14 protein-coding genes and 2 tRNA genes are annotated in these 18590 nt (G+C 67.5%); 6 read left to right on the top strand and 10 right to left on the bottom strand.

Annotated elements, in window-relative coordinates:
• Positions 1-239: 239 nt before the first annotated feature.
• Positions 240-312: transfer RNA gene (locus ACWELQ_RS12230), tRNA-Trp, on the bottom strand.
• A 30-nt stretch (positions 313-342) separates the two neighbouring features.
• Positions 343-416: transfer RNA gene (locus tag ACWELQ_RS12235), tRNA-Ala, on the bottom strand.
• A gap of 286 nt (positions 417-702) precedes the next feature.
• On the opposite strand from ACWELQ_RS12235, the gene ACWELQ_RS12240 reads away from it, so the two are divergent.
• Positions 703-3129 carry a (Fe-S)-binding protein gene (locus tag ACWELQ_RS12240; protein WP_452397088.1) on the top strand — a complete coding sequence of 809 codons (2427 nt, stop codon included), beginning with the start codon at positions 703-705 and terminating at the stop codon, positions 3127-3129.
• 128 nt (positions 3130-3257) lie between these two features.
• On the opposite strand, the gene ACWELQ_RS12245 is transcribed toward ACWELQ_RS12240, so the two are convergent.
• Positions 3258-3740, bottom strand: a complete 483-nt coding sequence (locus ACWELQ_RS12245) for a GNAT family N-acetyltransferase (RefSeq protein WP_452397089.1) — start codon at positions 3738-3740, stop codon at positions 3258-3260.
• Positions 3741-3935: 195 nt separating this feature from the next.
• On the opposite strand from ACWELQ_RS12245, the gene ACWELQ_RS12250 reads away from it, so the two are divergent.
• On the top strand, positions 3936-4835 hold the full coding sequence (locus tag ACWELQ_RS12250; protein ID WP_452397090.1) for a tyrosine-protein phosphatase: 900 nt from the start codon (positions 3936-3938) through the stop codon (positions 4833-4835).
• A gap of 77 nt (positions 4836-4912) precedes the next feature.
• Here the strand turns inward: ACWELQ_RS12250 and ACWELQ_RS12255 are convergent, their stop codons facing one another.
• The 5 genes from ACWELQ_RS12255 to ACWELQ_RS12275 all read right to left on the bottom strand — a co-directional run bounded on the left by ACWELQ_RS12255 (position 4913) and on the right by ACWELQ_RS12275 (position 9868).
• The gene (locus ACWELQ_RS12255) at positions 4913-5458 is read right to left on the bottom strand and encodes a hypothetical protein (protein ID WP_452397091.1); all 546 of its coding nucleotides are present in this window, start codon (positions 5456-5458) and stop codon (positions 4913-4915) included.
• A gap of 67 nt (positions 5459-5525) precedes the next feature.
• Positions 5526-6452 (bottom strand): SDR family oxidoreductase, encoded by a 927-nt coding sequence (locus tag ACWELQ_RS12260; protein ID WP_452397092.1) that lies wholly within the window; start codon positions 6450-6452, stop codon positions 5526-5528.
• A complete protein-coding gene (locus ACWELQ_RS12265) occupies positions 6452-7930 on the bottom strand; it encodes a flavin-containing monooxygenase (RefSeq protein WP_452397093.1) in 1479 nt (492 codons plus the stop codon). The genes ACWELQ_RS12260 and ACWELQ_RS12265 overlap by 1 nt, the downstream gene beginning before the upstream one ends.
• Positions 7931-7943: 13 nt before the next feature.
• Positions 7944-8978: a PDR/VanB family oxidoreductase gene (locus tag ACWELQ_RS12270; RefSeq protein ID WP_452397094.1), complete on the bottom strand. Its 1035-nt coding sequence runs from the start codon at positions 8976-8978 to the stop codon at positions 7944-7946.
• Complete coding sequence (locus ACWELQ_RS12275) at positions 8975-9868, bottom strand: metal-dependent hydrolase (protein WP_452397095.1); 894 nt, start codon at positions 9866-9868, stop codon at positions 8975-8977. Before ACWELQ_RS12275 ends, ACWELQ_RS12270 begins: the two co-directional genes overlap by 4 nt.
• A 98-nt stretch (positions 9869-9966) precedes the next feature.
• Here ACWELQ_RS12275 and ACWELQ_RS12280 point away from each other — a divergent pair, with 98 nt between their 5' ends.
• Entirely contained in the window at positions 9967-10587 is a 621-nt protein-coding gene (locus ACWELQ_RS12280) for a TetR/AcrR family transcriptional regulator (RefSeq protein ID WP_452397096.1), read from the top strand.
• Between the two features lie 80 nt (positions 10588-10667).
• Positions 10668-12425, top strand: a complete 1758-nt coding sequence (locus tag ACWELQ_RS12285; RefSeq protein ID WP_452397097.1) for an AMP-dependent synthetase/ligase — start codon at positions 10668-10670, stop codon at positions 12423-12425.
• A gap of 19 nt (positions 12426-12444) precedes the next feature.
• On the opposite strand, the gene ACWELQ_RS12290 is transcribed toward ACWELQ_RS12285, so the two are convergent.
• Entirely contained in the window at positions 12445-12861 is a 417-nt protein-coding gene (locus tag ACWELQ_RS12290) for a PaaI family thioesterase (RefSeq protein WP_452397098.1), read from the bottom strand.
• Between the two features lie 140 nt (positions 12862-13001).
• On the opposite strand from ACWELQ_RS12290, the gene ACWELQ_RS12295 reads away from it, so the two are divergent.
• Complete coding sequence (locus ACWELQ_RS12295; protein ID WP_452397099.1) at positions 13002-16151, top strand: BTAD domain-containing putative transcriptional regulator; 3150 nt, start codon at positions 13002-13004, stop codon at positions 16149-16151.
• Between the two features lie 47 nt (positions 16152-16198).
• Here the strand turns inward: ACWELQ_RS12295 and ACWELQ_RS12300 are convergent, their stop codons facing one another.
• Positions 16199-17575, bottom strand: a complete 1377-nt coding sequence (locus ACWELQ_RS12300; RefSeq protein ID WP_452397100.1) for a serine hydrolase domain-containing protein — start codon at positions 17573-17575, stop codon at positions 16199-16201.
• Between the two features lie 267 nt (positions 17576-17842).
• On the opposite strand from ACWELQ_RS12300, the gene ACWELQ_RS12305 reads away from it, so the two are divergent.
• Positions 17843-18590, top strand: a 748-nt coding sequence (locus ACWELQ_RS12305) for an alpha/beta hydrolase (protein WP_452397101.1), incomplete at its 3' end; no start/stop codon positions are given.

Consider the following 18590-nt stretch of genomic DNA (forward strand, 5'->3'; position numbering starts at 1 on the left):
GCCTCCAACGCATGCCGCAGTACCGTTCGCGGGAGCAGCACGGTATCGGTCGTTTCTGCCCCCGCCATCAACCACTCCAAACACCACCGAGCCTCACCGCACCGCCCCTATCGGGTGGGCCGCAACGGCAAGTATTTCCCACTTTCGGCGAGCGCGCCTGTTCGGGCGGTGTCTAGAGCCTTGAAGTCGGTTCGGTCGGAGTCCCGCACAATGACCTGCGCGGAGGATGTATTGCGTTGCACGCCCGGCAGGATTCGAACCTGCGACGTCCGGTTTTGGAGGCCGGCGCTCTGGCCGCTGAGCTACAGGCGTAGGGGGACCGTGCTTTTCGGCACGGATGCGTGGACCAACCGGGATTTGAACCCGGAACCTACTGTGTGCAAAACAGTCGCTCTGCCAATTGGAGCTACTGGCCCAATTCGAATGCCATTTCGTTGGTGGCCTTCCGTTGTTGTTGTGCCACAACGCTAACAGTGACGGTGGTGTAGCGGTACCGAATTAATTCGTGCCCGGCCGGAGGGGGTGGGGCGAACACGGTAATCGTCATATGTGCTCTGCCGCAAGGGGGTTCACATCACGGCTCGGATGCTGGACGGGGGTCCGGTGGCGATGTCATGATGCAGGCATCCAATGTAAGTTACTGATGAGTAGCATTGATTTGGTTTGCGGGCGATGGTGCTCGGGCCGGGGGAGGTCGGGATCGTGAGTAGTGCGACGGTCGTTTTGGGGGTGGTCGGCGCGGTCGTCACCCTGTTCAGCTGGGGGACGCTGGCCGTTGGGCTGGGGCGGATGGTTCGCGTGCTGCGGGTCGGGCAGGCGGATCGGACGCGGATGAGGCCGGTGCTGCCGCGGGCGAAAACCGTTGTCGTGGAGGTGATCGCGCATACGCGGATGAGCAAGTTTCGGTCCGTGGGGTGGGCGCACTGGCTGGTGATGACCGGGTTTCTTGTCGGGATGATGTTCTACTTCGAGTCATACGGGCAGACCTTCGATCCGGAATTCCACTGGCCGCTGGTGGGGGAGACCGCCGGATACCGGCTGCTGGAGGAGATTCTCAGTCTGGCCACGGTGATCGGGATCGTGGCGTTGATCGCCATCCGGCAGCTGAACCATCCGCGTCGGCCCGAGCGGCTCTCACGGTTCGCGGGCTCGAACTTCCTCGCCGCGTACATCATCGAATTGATCGTGCTGACACACGGTTTCGGCGATGTGCTCGTCAAGAGTGGGAAGATCGCTACGTACGGCGGCGGTAACGCCTGGACCGATCCGCTCACTATGCAGGTTGCCCGGCTGCTGCCTGCCAGCCCAGTGCTCATCTCGGTCTTCGCATTTGTCAAGATGTTGGCGGGCGCGGCATTTCTCTACCTCGTCGGCCGCAAACTCGCCTGGGGTGTTGCGTGGCACCGGCTTTCGGCCTTCGTCAATATCTATTTCAAGCGCGAGGGTGACGGTTCGGTCGCGCTGGGTGCGGCCAAGCCGATGATGTCCGGCGGCAAGATCCTTGACATGGATTCCGCCGACCCGGATGTGGACGCCTTCGGTGTCGGCAAGGTCGAGGACTTCACCTGGAAGGCGTTGCTCGACTTCACGACCTGCACCGAATGCGGCCGTTGCCAGTCCCAGTGCCCCGCCTGGAACACCGGAAAACCGTTGTCGCCCAAGCTGCTGATCATGTCGCTGCGCGACCACACCTATGCCAAGGCCCCGTATCTGCTGGCTCACGGCGGCGAGGGCAAGCTGACGGATTCCGCACGCGCGGAAGGAGAACGCCCCCTGGTCGCGCCCGCAGGTCGTGACTCCGGCGGCATCATCGATCCCGAGGTGTTGTGGTCGTGCACGACGTGTGGTGCGTGTGTGGAGCAGTGCCCGGTCGATATCGAGCATGTCGATCACATCATCGATATGCGCCGCTACCAGGTGCTGATCGAGTCGGAGTTCCCTTCCGAGCTCGCTGGTCTGTTCAAGAACCTGGAGAACAAGGGCAACCCGTGGGGTCAGAACTCCAAGGACCGCCTGAACTGGATCTCCGAGGTCGATTTCGAGGTCCCCGTCTACGGCCGCGACGCCGACAGCTTCGACGGCTACGAGTACCTGTTCTGGGTCGGCTGCGCGGGCGCGTATGAAGACCGTGCCAAGAAGACCACCAAGGCCGTCGCCGAACTCCTCGCCACCGCGGGGGTGAAGTTCATGGTGCTGGGTCAGGAAGAGACCTGCACCGGTGACTCGGCGCGTCGTGCGGGCAACGAATTCCTGTTCCAGCAGTTGGCGATGCAGAACATCGAGTTGCTCAACAGCGTGTTCGAGGGTGTCGAGCAGGCCAAGAAGAAGATCGTCGTCACCTGCGCGCACTGCTTCAACGCGCTCAACAACGAGTACCCGCAGGTCGGTGGCAGCTACGAGGTCGTGCACCACACCCAGTTGCTGAATCGTCTGGTGCGGGCCAAGTCGTTGGTGCCGGTGTCGCCGGTCGCGCAGAACGTCACCTATCACGATCCGTGCTATCTGGGTCGGCACAACAAGATCTACAACGCGCCGCGTGAGTTGATGGAAGCCTCCGGTTCGACGCTGGTGGAGATGCCGCGTCACGGTGAGCGGTCGATGTGCTGTGGCGCGGGTGGTGCGCGCATGTGGATGGAAGAACAGCTCGGCAAGCGCATCAACGTCGACCGTGTCGACGAAGCCCTCGACACGCTCAAGGGTGGTAACGAGCCGTCGATGATCGCGACGGGTTGCCCGTTCTGCCGTGTGATGCTCACCGATGGTGTGACCGCGCGTAAGGATGGTGGCGAGGTCGGTCAGGGTGTCGAGGTCGTCGATGTCGCCCAGCTGATGCTGCAGTCGATCGACCGGGTGGATGCCGCCACTTTGACGGAGAACCTGAAGGTCGTTCAGACCCCGAAGGTCGAAGAGCCGGAACCGGTTTCCGAACCCGAGCCCGTCAAGGCCGAAGCCGCTGTGGCCGAGGCCGCGGTGGAAGCACCGAAGGCCGCACCGGCCGAGGCTGCTGTTCCGGCGGCCAAACCGGGCGGGCTCGCCATGAAGGGCCTCAAAGCTCCCGGTGGCAAGGGCCTGCAGATGAAGGGTGCAGCCAAGGCTCCAGGTGCGAAGACCGGGCCCCTATCGACGTAATGCCCCACAAGCTCGAGGTGCTCGCCACGAGACCTCCTGTGACGAACCAAGATCAAGGTGTACTCACTGCGGAGTTTTGTCCGGATCGCCTCCATGAGTACACCTTGATCTTGGAGTGCTGGGCGAGGTTAGGGGAGGGCGATTCGGTAGTGGCGGACGGGGCCCAGGGGTGTGGTTCGGATGCCTTGGAAGACACCGCCGTTGCGTTCGATGGTGCGGATCGAGGGGAGGTTGTCGGGGGCGCAGGTGATGGATACGCGGGATAGGCCGAGCGCGCGGGCCTCGGGGAGGATGGCGGTGAGGGCCCAGGCGGCGGTGCCCTGGCGGCGGGCCGACGGGCGGATGCCGTAGCCGATGTGACCCAGTCCGGTGTCGTGGTGGCGGAGGGCGATTCCGCCGAGGATGCGGTCGGTGTCGAAGATCCAGCGGTACGTGCAGGTGAGGGGTGGGGCGGTGAGGGCGGAGACCCAGGTGGCGAAACCGGTGGGGGTGGAGACCTCGTCGGTGGAGTGGAGGCCGAAGCCGTCCTCGTGGTGGCCGGGGCCCCATTCGGCGTGTGCCTCGAGCCACGCGGCGTGCAGGCGCGTGGTCGGGGCGATCAGGGTGGGCATGGGATCTGTCTAGTCCGGGATGGGCGGGAAGCGTATATGTTTCTCGCCGTTCCGGGTTTCCGTAGTGCCGCTGGACTGTTCGCCGCGCGATTGCTTTCGGTTCATATGTCGCCGATATACCTGTCGCGATCTATTTGTGGCACCCGCGGTCATGGAGTGTGGCTGCGGGTGTTGCGCGTGAACAGGAGTTTGTAGGTGTCAGTTTCAGTGCGGCGCAGCGGAATCGTCGTCATGATCGCCGCGGGTCTGCTCGCGTCTCCGCTGGTCGGTTCGGTGGTGGCTGATTCGGCCACGCTGGGGATGCCGGTGGCGTCGGCGAAGCCTCATTCGGAGCAGCGCGCGGACGCGCCGCGGCTGTCGAGCGTGGTCAACTTCCGTGACCTCGCGGGCACCGGTGAGGGCTACCGGGGCCAGGGCAATCATCACCTGAACAAGGGTGTGTTCTACCGCTCGAATGCGTTGACCCCCAATGACGCCGACCTGGCCACCCTCAACGCCCTGCACCTGAGCTCGGTGTTCGATCTGCGCAGCGCCGACGAGATCGCACAGAAGGCGGACCGGGTGCCCACGGGCGCGACCTACGTCAATGTCCCGATCCTCGGCGGGAATCTGTCCACCGGCATGCCGAGCTTCACGTCCCCGGACGCGGCTAAGAAATTCATGCAGGACCTCAACAAGTCCTTCGTCACCGATGCCGGTGAACGCGGGAAGTTCGCCGAGCTGCTCACCCAGCTCGCCGATCAGGACGGCCCGTCCGTATTCCATTGCACGGCAGGCAAGGACCGCACCGGCTGGACGGCGTTCCTGCTGCAGAGCATCGCCCGCGTCGACGACGCCACCATCATGAGCGACTACCTGCTCAGCAACGACTACCTGGCCGCCGCGAATTCGGCCACGCTGGCGCAGATCACGGCCGCGAAGGGTGCGGCGGCCGCGGCCGTCTACGCCCCGCTGCTGGGTGTCGACCGCAGCTACCTGCAGGCCGGCATCGACCAGATCAACTCTCAGTACGGCTCCGTCGAGAAGTACCTGAAGGACGGTCTCGGCCTGAAGGGCAAGACCATCGAACAGCTGCGGGACAAGCTGATCAAGTGACGCGATCCGCTGGAGGCATCGGCGCCGATGCCTCCCGGCGGATACCCGTATTCACCCGACCCGCAAGGAAATTCGGCCTACGACACCGCCCCGATGAAGCCGCCGATGGCCGCCCCGATGGCGCATCCGACGATCGCGCCGACCAGGAAGAACCAGATCCCGATCACGATGCCGACCAGGCAACCGACCACGGCGCCGGCCACGATCGCGCCGCCGTCGGCGTCGGCGTTGTGCATGAACGGCAGGTCTTGAGCACTGGTCGCGGCCACCGCGGGCCCGCCCACCGGGGTGAGGGTCAGCGAGGTGTCACTGTTCAATGTGGGTGAGACCTGCAGGATCTGGCCGGTGTCGGCCGCGGTGAGCGTCATCGGGATCGACCCGACGACCGCGCCGTCGTCCCCGACGACCTGCACCGCGTCCGGTGCGAGCACGAAATGGCCGGAGGCCAGCGTGATCAGGGCATTGGAGTGGTCGGCCGCCAATGTGGTGGTGTAACCGACCGAGCCGTCCATCGCATTGAGCGTGACATCGGCGAGCCCCGCCTCGCCGTGTGCCGTCGCCATGGTGATGCCCGTGGCCGCGATGGCGAACACCGTTGTCGCCATCATCTTCTTGGTGAACATTTCCGTATCCCATCCGTCCGAAGGTGTTCCTTTGTCGTCCCCCCGACGAACGGCACCGGATGTGTGATCAATAATGCGCCTCAACCCGGCCGCTGTCCATGGGCATATTCGCTGATGAGATGGGTTTTCCGAGGCTGCGTCGCTCGACCTCGCGCAGGAGCGCGTGCACCCGCGGATCGTGTGCGAGCCCGTAATCGAGGACCGTGTTGACCACACCCCGCAACAGTGCGTACGGCCCCCAGACGCGCGGCGAGATCGATTGCGCCGCACGCGCTTCGATGGCATCGGCCAGCGTGCGCGCGGCCTCTTCGGCACTGATGCGCGTATTCAGCGGCCACGGCAGCAGCGCCTCGATGCGACGGCCGAGATCGTCCCGGTCGAGGGTCGCCTGCGTCATCTCGGTGTCGACGATCCCGAAATACGCGACCCCCGCCGAAGCCCCGTGCGGCGCGAGTTCGACCCGCAGCGCCCGCCCCAACTGCTCCACGGCCGCCTTGCTGATCATGTACGGCGCGCCACCCATACCCGGCGCGAACGCGGCGCACGAGGACACGACCGCGACATGCCCGCGCGCGGCGATGATGTGATCGAGCGCCGGGTGCACGGTGTTGAACACCCCGGTGAGATTGATGTCGAGCACCCGGTCGAACTCCGCGGGCGCGAGGGTGCGCAGGGTCGCGGGCCGCGGCACCACACCCGCATTGGCGACCACCATGTCCAGATGCCCGAAATAGGCGACCACCTGCGGAATCGCCTCGGCCATGGCAGCCCGGTCGGACACATCGGCGATCACCGGCAGCGCCCGCTCACCCAGCTCGGCGGCCACCTCGGTCGCGGCCCGCGCGTCGACGTCGACGACGGCGACCGAGGCACCCCGCCGGTACAGGATCGCGGCGAGTTCGCGGCCGATGCCCTGCCCGGCCCCGGTGATCAGCGCGACCCGGCCTGCGGGACGGAACGGTCCGGGTCCGGGGAGACAGCGCGGCGTGGACATCAGCGGCTCATTTCTGGGGTTGCGGTGGTCACCAGGTAGGACTCGGCGTCGAAACGCCGGGTGCGCCTGCGGTATTCGAAGCTCCAGTTGGGGTACAGCCCGGCATTGCGGCCGTCGGCGGTGGTGTAGTAGCTCTGGCAGCCGCCGGTCAGCCAGACGCTGTCGGCGCTGCGGCGGTCCATCTCGTCGAGGAAGTCGTCCTGCACCTCCGGGCGCAGTTCGATGCGGGTTATTCCCTTGTCCCGCATGGTTTTCAGCGCATCCACGATGTAGGCGATCTGGGATTCGATCATGTAGATGGCGGATTGGTTCCCGGCCGCCCCGAACGGTCCGAGCGTGCAGAAGAAGTTGGGGAACCCGGCGACCGTCGCACCCAGATAGCTTTGCGGTTCTTGGTGATACAGCTCCGCGATGGACTGGCCGTGGCGGCCCACATAGCGCTGGTAGGCCGAGGGAATCGAGGTGAACCCGGTGCCGAAGATGATGGTGTCGACCGGGTGCTCGGTACCGTCGCGCAGCACGATCGAACGCTCGCGCACCTCGGCGATGCCCTTGGTGACGACCTCCACATTGGGCCGATCCAGCGCGGGCAGATAGGCATCGGAGAAGATGGCTCGCTTGCAGCCGATCACATAGTCGGGTGTCAGCGTCGCGCGCAGCGCGGGATCGCGCACCTGGCGCAGCAGCTGCAGCCGTCCGAGCGCCTCGTAGGGATGCCGGAACCGCTTGTCTACCAGAGAGATCAGGCCGAATCCCTCGATGGCCGCGTACCACCCGCCTCGGATCGCCTGCTGAGCCAGCGGAATCCGCCGCAGCAATGATCGCTCCAAACCGAGTGTGGGCCGGTCCAGGCGCGGCACGATCCACGGCGCGGACCGCTGGAACAGCAGCAATCGCCCGACCTTCGGCTGGATCTCCGGAACGAACTGCACCGCCGACGCACCGGTGCCGATGACCGCCACCCGTTCGCCGGTGAGGTCGTGGTCGTGATCCCAGTGCAAAGAGTGGAATGCCTTGCCCTCGAAGCGATCCAGCCCCGGCAGCTCGGGGTACTTCGCATCGGCGAAGATGCCCGCCGCCGAGATCAGGATGTCGGCGGTCAGCTCGCCCCGTGCGGTTTTCACCCGCCACACCGAGCGCTCGTCCTCCCATCGCGCGTCCAGTAGCTCCGCGCCGAACCGGATGTGCCGCACCACATCGTGGTCCTCGGCCACCTTCCGCAGGTACTCCAGGATCTCCGGTTGCCGCCCGTAGGTGCGCGACCAGTCCGGATTCGGTGCGAACGAATAGCTGTACAGCTGCGACGGTACGTCGCACGCGCAGCCGGGATAGGTGTTGGCCCGCCAGGTTCCACCCAGTTCGGCGGCGCGTTCGAGAATCACCAGATCCTCGAATCCGGCCTCGCGCAGCTTCACCGCCAGCCCGATGCCCCCGAAACCGGCTCCGACGATGGCGATGCGGACATGTTCAATCGACATGAATCTTCCTCGTTCAGAGATCGAGCACGAGCGCGTCACCCGCGGCACGGGACACGCACAGCAGCATCCGGTCGGTCCGCTCGGCGGCGGTCAGCAGCCGATCGCGGTGCTCGACCGCACCGGCGCGCACACCGACCTTGCAGGTGCCGCAGAAGCCTTGGCGGCAGGAGTAATTCACGTCCGGCGCGATGCGACGCACGGCGGTCAGCGCGGTTTCCTCCGCACCGACGTGCACGGTCCGGCCGCTGCGTGCGAGCGTGATGTCGAACGGCCTGCCGTCGACCACGGGCGCGGCCGAGAATCGTTCCGTATGCAGCGATCCCGTCGGATCCAGCACGAACCGGCACCGCTGCGCCGCCGCCAGCATGGCGGGCGGACCGCATACGTACACGGCCGCCCCCAGCTCTGCGCGCGCGATCAGCTCGGCCACGTCGGGCGGCCCGAACTCGTCATCGGGCCGAACCTCGGCCTGCGGCAACTCCTCCAGAAACGGCATCGACTCCCGCGACCGCCCCGTATACACCAACCGCCCCCGCGCCCCAGCCGCCCGCGCCATCGGCAGCAGCGGCGTAATCCCGATCCCGCCCGCCACAAACAGATACGAGGGCGCGTCCACCAGCGTGAAAGCATTGCGCGGCCCCCGAATCCGCACCCGATCCCCGACCCACAGCGCCTCGTGCACCTCCCGCGACCCGCCCTCCCCACCCGGAATCAACCGCACCGCAATCCGATACCGCCGCCGATCCGCCGGATCCCCGCACAGCGAATACTGCCGCTGCCGCCCGGACGGCAGAAACACGTCCACATGCGCCCCCGGCCGCCACGTCGGCAACTCGCCACCCCCGGCCGCGCGTAACGTCACCGCGAGCACATCCGGCACCGGCCGCTCCAACCTCTCGACCACGGTCTCCAGCTCGAACCCACTGCGCCGCAATGGATTGGCCGGTGACAGCACCGGCGCGGCCGCACCGCTCACGAACACCCGCTTGTAGACATCCATCGCCCCACCCAGCACCCGCAGGCCGACGGGTACCGCCGCCGCCTTCATTCGGCCGCCGCCCGGGCCGCGGGGGAGTGGGCGAGGTAGCGGAGGGCGGTGTCCATGGGGCCCAGTTGGGAGGGGTGGAAGCCGGGGCGGAGGTAGCGGGGGATCTCGGTGAAGAAGGTTGTCCAGCTGGGGATTACGCCTCGGCGGGTGGCGTTGAGGAATTGCCAGCCCCAGAAGCGGCCCTTGTCCGGGGAGGGGTCTTTTCGGTAGAGATAGCCTGCCGAGAGGATGAACAGGGGCAGCAGGGTCGCGCTGGCGAGGACGCCGGTGCGGGCCTTGCGCAGGTATCCGCCGTCGAGGTGCATGTAGGCGTCGTAGACGACACTGCGGTGCTCGACTTCCTCTGCGCCGTGCCAGCGGACCAGGTCCAGCATGGCCGGGTGCATGCCCTTGGCCTCGAGAATGTCGGCCTCGAGCAGCCATTCGCCGAGCACGGCCGTGTAGTGCTCCATGCCCGCGAACAGGCCGAGCCGTTCCTTGAGCCACTGCTCCTTGGCCCGCCCGGTCAGCCCGTGATCGCCGAGTATCCGGTCGACCAGCCAGGCCACGGCGTTCACATACGAGTCGACGTCGAGGCCGAGGGATTGCAGATGCCGCCGCGCCGCCTCGTGACTGGCCGCGTGCATGGATTCCTGCCCGACGAATCCGGTCACCTCTTCGCGGAGCCGCTCGTCGTCGATATAGGGCAGCGCCTCGGAAAGCGCCTGCGCCATGGCCCTTTCGCCTTCCGGCAGCACCAGGTGCATGACGTCGACGATGTGGGTGGCCAGTACCTCGCCCGGAATGTAGTGCAGCGGAACGGATTCGAAGTCGAAGTGGACGTCGCGGGCGGCAATGGCGTGTGCCTCGTCGCCGTAGGGGCGCTTCGTCGCGCCAGCCTTCTCAGCCATGCAGGAACCGTACAGCGCAACAAATCCTATTGCAATGTTGCAGCAACAAACAGCGTGAGATTGTTGCAGTCGGCCGTTGTCCTGCTAGCGTGGATCCGGTGACGACCGCCTCGAAAACCCCGCTGACCCGCACGGATGCCGCCGATGACATCGAGACGCGCATCCTCGACGCGGCGCTGGTGCAATTCCAGAAGGTCGGCGTCAAGAAGACGACCATCGAGGATGTGGCCAAGCAGGCCGGGGTCGACCGGGTGACCGTCTATCGGCGACTGGGTTCGCGCGACGGTCTCGTGCAGGCCGTGGTCGGCCGCGAGGTCGCCACCTTCCTGTCCGAACTCACCGGCATCCCGGATCGGCACACCGATCTCGGGGATCTGGTCGCCGAGATCTTCGTGACGGTCATCACGCGCTGGCGCGCGCATCCGCTGGTGGAGCGGCTGCTCGCCGTCGAGCCCGAGCGAATCCTGGTGAAGCTCACCGTCGATGGCGAGGGTGTCTTCGCCATGTCCGTGGCCGCCACCGTGGCGATCCTCGGCCAAGCCGCCGCGGCGGGACTGTTCGAGGCCCCGGCCGACCTGGCAACGCGAGCCGAAATCGGCTGCCGGGTAGTGCATTCGATGATCCTGGTGCGGGGCGGCCTGGCCGGTCTCGAAACCCCGGACGAGCTGGCCGAATTCGCGCGCGGGTACCTGGCGCCCATCATCGCCGGACACCCGTGAGCCCTACCCCTACGTAACCGTAAGTTTGCTCTCGGTATGCTGACCTAGCGATTCGATCCAACGAGGGAGCGACCGAGGTCATGACAGCCGTACCCGCGACCATGTGCGCGGCCTTCCAGGCCACCATTGCCCGCAACCCGGACGCGGTCGCCGTGCGCACCGCGGGCGACGGCGTCACCATGACCTTCGGACAATGGGGTGCGCGGGCGCGGGAGCTGGCCGGCGGGTTCGCGGCACTCGGCGTCGGGCGCGGCTCGAAGGTCGCGCTGATGATGACCAACCGGCCGGAGTTCTATCCGGTGGACACCGCGGTGGTGCATCTGGGCGGGGTGCCGTTCTCCATGTACAACACCTCCTCGCCCGAGCAGATCCACCATTTGCTGAGCGATTCCGGGGCCACCGTCGTGGTGTGCGAAACGCAGTTCCTGCCGGTCATCGAGCAGGGCCGCGCCGGGACCGACGTCCGCTTCATCGTGTGCCTCGACGGGGAGGGCGGCATGAGCCTCGACGAGCTCGCGGCCGCCGCCGATCCGGGATTCGATTTCGAATCCGCCTGGCGGGCAGTCGAACCCGAGGACGTGCTGACCCTCATCTACACCTCCGGCACCACCGGAGCACCCAAGGGTGTGCAGCTCACGCACGCGAATCTGGTGGCCATGGTGGACGCCAGCATTCGGCTCGCCGACGCCACGGAAAAGGAACGGGTGCTGTCGTTCCTGCCCTCCGCGCACATCGCCGACCGCTGGTCGGCGCTGTATCTGTGCATGGCGCTGGGCAATACCATCACCACCGTGGCCGACCGGGCGGGATTCGCTCCCGGACTGGCGGATTGCCGCCCCACCCTGCTCGGGGCGGTGCCGCAGGTGTGGCAGAAGCTGCGCAGCGGGATCGAGGAGAAACTGGGGGAGGCCACCGGAGCCAAGGCCGCGCTGGCGAAATGGGCGGTGGCCGTCGGCCGCCGGTACTCCGATCTGAGGCTCGACGGCGACCATATCGGGGTGTCGTTGCGGACGCGGCACGCCATCGCGGATCGGCTGGTGCTGTCGAAGGTACGCCGGACACTGGGTCTGGACGATCTCAAGATCGCGATCTCCGGGGCGGCTCCCGTCTCGCCCGAATTGCTGCGTTGGTTCAACGGATTCGGCATCGAGGTCAGTGACGCCTGGGGCATGAGCGAGGTGTCCGGCATGGGTTCGATCTGCCCGCCGGGGCGGCTGAAGATGGGCACCGTCGGAAAGCCGTTGGACGGCTTGGAGGTTCGCATCGCCGACGACGGCGAGGTGCTGGTGCGCGGGCCGCTGGTCATGAAGGGCTATCTGAACCGGCCCGAGGAGACCGCCGAGGTGATCGACGCCGACGGCTGGCTGCACACCGGCGACATCGGCGACCTCGACTTCGACGGCTACCTGCGCATCGTGGACCGCAAGAAGGAACTCATCATCAATGCCGGGGGCAAGAACATGTCACCGGCCACCATCGAGAACTGGGTGAAGGCGTTCAGTCCGCTGGTGGCACAGGCGATCGCGGTGGGGGACAACCGGAAATACAATGTGGCGCTCATCGCGCTGGACCAGGACGCGGTGGCCGGATTCGCCGAAAAGCACGGGCTGGCAGCCGATCCCGTCACGCTGGCCGGGCACCCCGAGATCGAGGTGATGATCGGCGCGGCCGTCACCGCCGCCAATGCCAAGCTGTCGCGGGTCGAGCAGATCAAGAAGTTCCGCATCGTGCCCGAGTTCTGGCAGCCCGGCAGCGAGCTGCTCACCCCGACAATGAAGCCGCGCCGCAAGTCGATCCACGCCCGCTACGCGACCCTCATCGAGGAGCTGTACGCCTAGGGCGCGCAGAGCTGTACGGCTAGAGCACGGCCTGGGTCTGCGTCACCTTGGCGACGAGTTTGCCCGCGTCGTCCCGGATCTCGGTCTCCACCACGATGAAGCTGCGCCCGGCATGCAGCGGCGTGGCCGTGGCCGTGGCATGCCCCGAGCGCAGGGCGCGCACGAAATTCGTCTTCGACTCCACCGTGGTCGTCCCCTGCGCGCCCGCGGGCAGATTCAGGAAGGCGCAGACCGCGGCCGTGGCATCGGCCAGCGACATCAGCGCGCCACCGTGCATGGAACCGCCCAGCGTGCACAGATTCTCGCGCCACGCCAGCCGACTGCGCACCAGCTCCGGGCCGCAGTCGAGCACCTCGACCCCGAGCCCCTCGGTGAACGGCATGGTGGCGAACAGCTGCGTGCCCACCGGGTGCGGGGTGATCTCCGTGTCGGTCATGAGACCGACTCTGCCCCATGCCCGGCCGCGAGTCGATTACCTCGCGGGTAATGGCCGCGGAACTCGACGGCACCCACGGCGGCATGGGCTGCGGGCGTCGGTGACGCGTCCGCGTCGGCGCGGTCTGGAAGACTTCCCACGTGCAGGTTGGTGTGCTGGGGCCGGTTCGGGTCCATGCGGAGGACGGGACGCCGGTGGAGATCCCCGGGTTCCGGGTGCGAATGCTGCTGGCGCGATTGGCGTTGGAGTCGGGGCGGGACGTGCCGGTGACGGCGCTCATCGACGGGTTGTGGGGTGAGGAGCCGCCGGCGGACGCGGCCGGGGCGTTGCAGGCGCTGGTGTCGCGGCTGCGCAAGGCATTGCGCGGTGTGAGTGCGGTCGAATTCGGGACCGGCGGGTATCGGCTGCCCGGGGTCACGGTGGATGTCGACCGATTCGAGGAGCTGGTGCGGCAGGGGCACGCGGAGCTGGCCGCCGGTCGCGCGGAGGCGGCCACGCGGATCCTGGGTGAGGCGCTGGGATTGTGGCGGGGACCCGCGCTCGGTGATGTGCTGGACGCGCCGTTCGCGCAGGCGAGCGCGACCCGACTGGATGAGCTGCGCTCCGCGGCGCAGGCGGATCGCTTCGAGGCCGAGCTTCAATTGGGCCGGTACGCCGACGTCCTCGCCGATCTCGATATCGCGAGTGCGGAGAACCCGCTCAGCGAGCGGCTGGCCGCGCTGCGCATGCGGGCCCTGGCCGCCGCCGGACGGCAATCCGACGCGCTGGCCGTGTTCGAGGACATGCGGGCTCGGCTCGACGAGGAGCTCGGCATCGACCCCTCCGCGGCACTGCGTGACACCCATCTCGCGCTGCTGCGCGGCGAACTCGAAATCCCCGCTCCGCGCAGGGAATCCGTGGCCAAGGCGCTGCCGGTGCGGCTGACCGGATTCATCGGCCGCGACCGGGAGCTGACCGAATTGGGTGTGCTGCTGGCGGATTCGCGGCTGGTCACCATTGTCGGACCGGGAGGCGCGGGCAAGACCCGGCTCGCCCTGGAGGCGATGGATCGGCAGCTCGACACGGTGTTCTTCGTGCCGCTCGCGGAGCTCGGCGCACCCGATCAGCTCGCTGACGCCGTGGCGGGCGCGCTCGAGAGCGCCACCGCCGAGCGACCCGACAAGACCGCGCGGCTCATCGAGCTGCTGGATGTCGGCCCGGCCGTGCTCGTGCTGGACAACTGCGAACATGTCATCGCCGCCGCGGCCGAACTGGCCGAGCGGCTGCTCGACCGGCTGCCGCGACTGCGGGTGCTGGCCACCAGCCGGGAACCCCTCGCCATCACCGGCGAAGTGCTCTGCCATCTCGAACCCCTGGAACCGCCGGTGGACACGGTCGATCCGGCTGTGGCCCAACGGTCCCCGGCGGTCCGTCTGTTCGCCGACCGGGCCGCGGCGGTGCGGCCGGGCTTCGTGCTGGACGACACCACCGTCGCCTCGGTGGTCGCGATCTGCCGTCAACTCGACGGTCTCCCCCTGGCTTTGGAACTGGCCGCCGCCAAGCTGCGCGCCATGAGCGTCGACCAGGTGGCCCGCCGCCTCGGCGACCGTTTCCGCCTGCTCACCTCCGGCAGCCGCACCGCCCTGCCTCGCCAGCGCACCCTGCTCGCCCTGGTGGAGTGGAGTTGGGACCTGCTGGAAGAGCCCGAAAAGCTGCTGGCCCGAAGGTTTTCCGCCTTCCCGGGCGGCGCGACGGTCGAGGCTCTGGAAGCCGTCTGTGCCGACGCCGACCTTCCGGCCGACGACATCGCCTACCTGCTCGACACCCTCATCGAGAAATCCCTCGTCAGCGCGAGCACCGACGACCCGCCCCGCTACCGCATGCTGGAGACGATCCGCGCTTACGCCGCCGACCAGCTCACCCGCTCCACCGACGCGCTCGGCGACCGCTTCGCCGACTACTACCTCAACCTCGCCGAACACTACGAACCGATGCTGCGCGGAGCCGAACAGCTCACCGCCATAACCGTTTTCGACGCCGAGCACACCAATATGGCCGCCGCGTTGCGTGGCGCGCTCGGGACCGAGGCTGCGGACCGCGACGCCCTGGTCGCGGCGCGGTTGGTGCGGGCGATGTTCTGGTACTGGGGGATTCGCGGGATGAGCAGCCAGTTCGAGGGCTCGCTGAGCGCGGTGCGGGGGCTCGGTGACGAGGTGCCGGAGCGGGCGCGTGCGGCGTTCTCCGTGATCGCTTTGATGGGTGGCGCGCCGCCGGCCGGGAGTTCGCTGTCGGCGCTGATCGAGGACAGTGTGCGGGCGGGTGGGTTGGAATACCATCCGGCGATGCCGCTGTGGGCGGCGCTGATGGCGGCTCGTGCCGACGATGAGGAACTCGCGGAACGCCAGTTCGAACAGGCGCTGGCCTGGCCGGACCCGTGGGTGCGGGCCAGTGCGCACCTGGCCAGGGATATCGCGCTGACCGGTCGGGGGCAGTTGCCCGCGGGGGCCGAGTCCAGGCGGGAAGCTTTGCGCGGGTTCGAGATCGCGGGCGACCGCTGGGGGCTGACCATGACGCTGCTGGCGATCGGGCGCGACCACGCGCTGCGCGGCGAACACGACCCGGCGCTCGCCGCCTACGGTCGCGCCGTCACCCTCGCCTCCGAACTCGATACCGAGGACGACATCTCCGCCGCCCGCGAGGCCCTCGTCCTGCAGCGCCTGCGGGGTGGCGAATTCGCGCTCGCCGCAAGCGATATCGAGGCCACTCGGCGAATGGCCGCCGAATCCGGATTCGCCCGCCTCGCCGCCGTCCTCCTGTTCTGCACCGCCGAACTGCATCGCCGCACCGGTGACATCCCCGCCGCGGACCACGATCTAGCCCAGCTCGAACAGCGCATCAGCCGCCTGCCCTACCCGGCCGCCTGGGCCGCCCACCGCATAGCCACCGCCCGCCTCGCCAACCTCCTCACCGCCGGTGATGCCAAGGCCGCCCGCGCCCTGCTCCCGGTGGTGATCGAAGGCTCCAACGTCTACGGCGACTCCGCCGCCCTGGCCCAGGCCGCCGCCCACACCGCCGAACAACTGGCGAAACTCCGCCTCCTGGAAGGCGACCCCGCCGCCTCCGCCACCGCCCTCGGCCTCAGCGAAGTCCTCCGCGGCATTTTCGACCACGGCGAACCCGAACTAGCCACCCTCACAACGGAACTCACTACCCGCCTGGGCGACACCGAATTCCGTGCCGCCTACCGCCGCGGCAGCGAACTACCTCGCCTCGCAGCGTTGGAACAACTGGCGGCAGAGGTGACCCGCTAGCGACCGCGCAGGTCTTGGGGCGGGCTCACACTCCGCCGCGCGCGTTGTCAGGGGAGGCGGGTGAAGAGGCGGCCGGCCAGGTCGATGCCGGTGATGGCGCCGGTGGTGTCGCGGCTGAAGAATCCGCGTTGGCCGGTGAAAGAGCCTGCGGTGATGATGTATTCGTCGGTGTCGCCGGGGAGCAGGCCGAAGGGGAAGGGCGGGTGGTCCTGGGGGATCTCGGCTTCCGGTGCGGCGGCGCGGATTTCGGGCTTGACCTTGCATTCCAGGTAGAGCTGGTCGCCTTCGGCGTAGCAGGTCATGGTCATGGCGTCGATGTCGTAGACGCCGAACAGTTCCGGGGCGCGGGTCGCGTCGAAGGGAACCGGCTCGGGGTCCTTGTCGATCACGCCGAGGTAGTGCTCCAGCGCCCAGCGGATGACGGCCTGGTTGGCGGGAATGCCGTCGGGGCTGGCATTGGACAGCACGACCACGGCGAAGTTCCGCTCCGGGACCAGCTGGAAGTTGGCGAACTGACCGAAGCCGGAACCGTCGTGGCCGACCGTGCGGACGCCGTCCACGTCACGCAGCATCCAGCACAGCCCGAACGCGTCCGCCATGGTGCTGGCGCGCAGCGTGACGGTCGGCTGCCGCATCCGGTGCAGCACCTCGGCGGGCAGCACGACCGCACCGCTCTCGGCGCGACCCTCGCCGAGATGGAATCGGCCCCAGCGCAACAGATCCGAGACCGTCGAGCCGAGCCCGCCGCCGGGGTTGTTTGCGCGGGTGCCCTTCCAGGACCGCGAGACCGCCAGCGCACCGTCCTCCTGCCGCTCGTGCCCGGCGGCGAAGCGGCGGGTCATCACGTCATCGCGGTGGTAGAAGCTCTCGCGCAGCCCGACCGGCTCCAAAACAGTTGCGGCGATGACCTTTTCGAACGGTTCGCCGGTCACGTTCTCGATGACCCGGCCCAGCAGGTTGAAACCCGCCTGACTGTAGGACGGCCGCTCGCCGGGCGCGGCGATCAACGGCAGCTCCGACAGGGTCGTCACGAACGCGGCCAGACCGTCGTCGCCCTCACCGGTGTTGTTGATCAGATTCCAGTCGAAACCGGCGGTGTGATTGAGCAACTGCTTCACGGTGATGGTGGCCGCGTGCCGCTCGTCGGACAGCTTCAGCTCCGGCACATAGGTGCGAACGGGCGCGTCCAGGTCGACCTTGCCGTCGGCGACCAGCCGCATGAGCGCGGTGGTGGTGAACGTCTTGCTGGTCGACCCGATGGCGAACAGCGTGTGCTCGGTCACCGGAACCGGGTTCTCGGTGCTGGTCACCCCGGCATTGGCGAAGATCTCGCGGCCGTCGACCCAGACCCCGACCGCCATGCCCGGCATGTCGAACTTGGCGGCGGTGGCGGCGACGAAATCGGAGAGTGCGGTGTCGTTCATGGAACTGCCTTTCGGTGGCTGTGGCCCGTGCCCGGCCCGGTTGTTCCGGCCGGTGCATCCGGTGTGTCCATGACTGTGCCGACGCCCGCTGACAGCGCACCGACAGTCGGCCGACAGCTCACCGACAGCCGGTTTCCGGGCCCTGACCAGCGGTTCCCCCGGCCTCTCAGGCCGAGCTCAGCTTCGGGCCAGCAAATGCTTATTGCCGAATGACAGTCTGATGAATCGAGTCTTACCAATTGGAAACAAGCTGCAAGGAGATCTAGCGTGCGTTCGAAGAGGATCTGGGGCAGCGCTGCGCTGGCCCTGACGGCAACCGTTCTGCTACCGGTAGCCGCAGGTACCGCCTCCGCCGACTCGGCCACCTCGCTGAACTACGCGGGCAGCTCCGCCGACGGCTCCAAGATCGCCTCCAGCACCGCGTCCGACGCGCGCACCCTCAAACTCCAGGTCTATTCGGCCGCCATGGACAAGAACATCGAGGTCGACGTGCAGCGCGCCGCCGACACCTCGGCGCCCACCCCGGTGCTCTACCTGCTCAACGGCGCGGGCGGCGGCACCGACTCCGCGACCTGGCAGAAGCAGACCGACGTGCTGAACTTCCTGTCGGACAAGAACGTCAATGTCGTGCAGCCGATCGGCGGCGGCTTCAGCTACTACACCGATTGGCGCGCAACCGATCCCACGCTCGGTGTGAACAAGTGGAAGACCTTCCTCACCGAGGAGCTGCCGCCGCTCATCGACAAGGCGCTGAACACCAACGGGCGCAACGCCATTGCCGGACTTTCCATGGCGGGCACCTCGGTGTTGCAGTTGCCCATCGCCGCGCCCGGGCTCTACCAGTCGGTCGCCGCCTACAGTGGTTGCGCGCAGATCAGCGACCCGATCGGCTACAACTTCGTCAACACCGTGGTCGCCGCGGGCGGCGGCGACAGCAAGAACATGTACGGCCCGCAGGGCGATCCCATGTGGGCGGCCAACGACCCGTACGTGCATGCCGATCAGCTGCGCGGCC

This window comes from Nocardia sp. NPDC004722 (genome assembly GCF_053601505.1).

Coding starts and splice junctions, on each gene's coding strand:
- ACWELQ_RS12290 (WP_452397098.1), bottom strand. CDS start 12,861: ATGACCGACACGGAGATCACCCCGCACCCGGTGGGCACGCAGCTGTTC.
- ACWELQ_RS12270 (WP_452397094.1), bottom strand. CDS start 8,978: ATGAAGGCGGCGGCGGTACCCGTCGGCCTGCGGGTGCTGGGTGGGGCG.
- ACWELQ_RS12275 (WP_452397095.1), bottom strand. CDS start 9,868: ATGGCTGAGAAGGCTGGCGCGACGAAGCGCCCCTACGGCGACGAGGCA.
- ACWELQ_RS12245 (WP_452397089.1), bottom strand. CDS start 3,740: ATGCCCACCCTGATCGCCCCGACCACGCGCCTGCACGCCGCGTGGCTC.
- ACWELQ_RS12285 (WP_452397097.1), top strand. CDS start 10,668: ATGACAGCCGTACCCGCGACCATGTGCGCGGCCTTCCAGGCCACCATT.
- ACWELQ_RS12265 (WP_452397093.1), bottom strand. CDS start 7,930: ATGTCGATTGAACATGTCCGCATCGCCATCGTCGGAGCCGGTTTCGGG.
- ACWELQ_RS12255 (WP_452397091.1), bottom strand. CDS start 5,458: ATGTTCACCAAGAAGATGATGGCGACAACGGTGTTCGCCATCGCGGCC.
- ACWELQ_RS12260 (WP_452397092.1), bottom strand. CDS start 6,452: ATGTCCACGCCGCGCTGTCTCCCCGGACCCGGACCGTTCCGTCCCGCA.
- ACWELQ_RS12300 (WP_452397100.1), bottom strand. CDS start 17,575: ATGAACGACACCGCACTCTCCGATTTCGTCGCCGCCACCGCCGCCAAG.